Source organism: Bacteroides sp. LFL-34 (genome assembly GCF_027257075.1).
GTDB classification, from domain to species: Bacteria; Bacteroidota; Bacteroidia; order Bacteroidales; family Bacteroidaceae; genus Bacteroides; species Bacteroides ovatus.
The window spans coordinates 1-2366 of the sequence record NZ_JAPQKZ010000117.1; the positions used below are offsets into that span (position 1 = coordinate 1).

At 58.1% G+C, this 2366-nt stretch carries 2 protein-coding genes; both read right to left on the bottom strand.

The window, feature by feature from the left end:
* Positions 1–584: fimbrillin family protein (locus N5O98_RS27050; RefSeq protein ID WP_269496238.1), on the bottom strand; the 584-nt coding region annotated here is incomplete at its 3' end.
* A gap of 64 nt (positions 585–648) precedes the next feature.
* Positions 649–2355, bottom strand: a complete 1707-nt coding sequence (locus tag N5O98_RS27055; protein ID WP_118161482.1) for a fimbrillin family protein — start codon at positions 2353–2355, stop codon at positions 649–651.
* Positions 2356–2366 lie beyond the last annotated feature (11 nt).

Here is a 2366-nt window from a genome sequence, read left to right on the forward strand (position 1 = left end):
GGGGTGATTTTATCTGGATTGTCATTCTCGGTGGAGAGACCCGTCAGCTGCACGGATGCCAGCCCCTCGGTGTAGTCCGTCAGAACGACGGTCACCCGCGCCGTGCGGTGGGTGAAGCGGAGCGTGGGGCTACCATAGGTCACCGTCTGTCCGTCGGCTACGATGAGGTCGCTGCCCTCGAAGTCTTTCCGGGCACTTTGGTTGGCTTTTACCTTCACAGCAGAAGGGGTTGTCTCGCCCTCGGTGTAGGGCCACCACGCTGTGACGGTGATGTCGTTGTGGTTGGTCCAGTAGTACGGGTCGGTGGAGGTCAGCGTGGCGCTGGTGGGGTCGGCGGTGGAGGGCGTCACGTCGTACGTCTTCACCATGCCGTCCATCAGCACTGCCACGCTCTGCACACCCTCCCAATTGCCATCCGCGGGGGCACGGGTGCCGGCGATGGCTTTCGCGGCGGGATTCAGCCCCGTGGCGGTGAAGACGATGGGTGTGCCTTCCGCCCCTTCCGGCAGAAAGCCCGCTTCGTCCTGCGTGCAGGCGGCGAGTGAGAGGGCGAGCGCTGCAAGTGCAAAAAATCTTATCCTCATAATATCTGTTGTTTTATTACTCTGGTTCTTTCCGTTGCGGGCAGAACTTTTTCCGCCCGACGGTTTACTGCTTCCTCAAGGTGGGCAATGCTCCGTTAAGTTCGTAACGCCACTTTGAGCCTGCGTTCTGCAAGGCGGTGTTCATGGCATCAACGGCATTCTTCCAGGTAACGCCAGTGCCGTCCACCTTCGTGGCTTCGGGGACGATGTTTTCTTTATTGTAGCCGATGCCTTGTTCATGATTGTTCTTCCAATAGCAGGCGGTCACGGTGGTGTAGTTATTTCCCAAAAAGCCGCCGATATGTACTTTGCCGGTGCTACTACCCGTACTGGTTACGTTGCCCGTGGCATAGCAGGCAAGGAGGCTGATTCCTGCGTTCATTCCCACCAGACTGCCGCCAGCGATATTCTTTTTGGGGTTTATTTCTATGATCACGTTGCCCGTGGCATAGCAAGCGGTCAGGGTGGCACTCGAATTCGTCTGACCTGCCACGCCGCCGACATCGACCATTCCCTTCACTGTGGCAGAGGAACTGCATCCGGTGATGGAACCGCCTATTTGAACACCCACCACACCGCCGACATACACCGTGCCGCTGACGCTGCCCGACACCGAGCAGTTTTCAATGGTGCCCCAGCTAGATCCTACCACGCCGCCAATACTGCCGCCATCTATTTGATTGCTTGTTATCTGTACGCCCTCCATCACCACGTTCTTCACCGTACCAGCTCTATTGAGCCTGCCGAACAGACCCGCATATTCGTCATTTGTCGTAAAGGTCAGCCCCGTAATGGTATGGCCGCCACCGTCGAAGGTGCCTTTGTATGAGTTGTCGTAGTCTGTGCCTATCGGTGTCCAGTCTTTGCCTGTGAGGTCAATGTCTGTGTCGAGGGTAATGTTTATGTCGGTCTTACCTCCGTTCACTAATTCGGCTATATTCATCAGACCATCGGCGGAGGTCACGGTGTAGCTGCCGTCGTCCTCTATTATATAGCCTCTTGCCGCAGCGAGGGAGACGGTGTAGGTATATTCACCGCCCGCCTGCCAGTCGGTAGCATTCTTCATCTTATAAACGAAGGTCTTGCCGTTAGTGAAGGTGCAGGTAATAAAGGTCGTGCCAGCTGCCACACTTTGCGGGGCTACGATGGCGGTGTAGGTGTTGCTGCCCTTGTCATACGGGGTGATTTCGGCAGGGTTGTCGCCTTCGGTGGAGAGGCCCGTCAGTCGCACGGATGCCAGCCCCTCGGTGTAGTCCGTCAGAACGATGGTCACTCGCGCCGTGCGGTGGGTGAAGCGAAGCGTGGGGTTACCGTAGGTCACCGTCTGCCCGTCGGCTACGATGAGGTCGCTGCCCTCAAAGTCTTTCTGGGTACTTTGGTTGGCTTTTACCTTTACCGCAGGTGGGGTTGTCTCGCCAGCGGTGTAGGGCCACCACGCTGTGACGGTGATGTCGTTGTGGTTGGTCCAGTAGTACGGGTCGGTGGAGGTCAGCGTGGCGCTGGTGGGGTCGGCGGTGGAGGGCGTCACGTCGTATGCCTTCACCGTACCGTCCATCAGGACTGCCACGCTCTGCACACCCTCCCAGTCGCCGTCCACGGTGGAACGGGTATTGGCGATGGCTGTCGCAGCGGGGTTCAGCCCCGTGGCGGTAAAGACGATGGATGTGCCTTCCGCCCCTTCCGGCAGGAAGCCCGCTTCGTCCTGCGTGCAGGCGGCAATGCCGAGCAGCAGGGCTATGGCTGCAGATGTATGGATGATTGTTCGTTTCATGATGCGTGTTG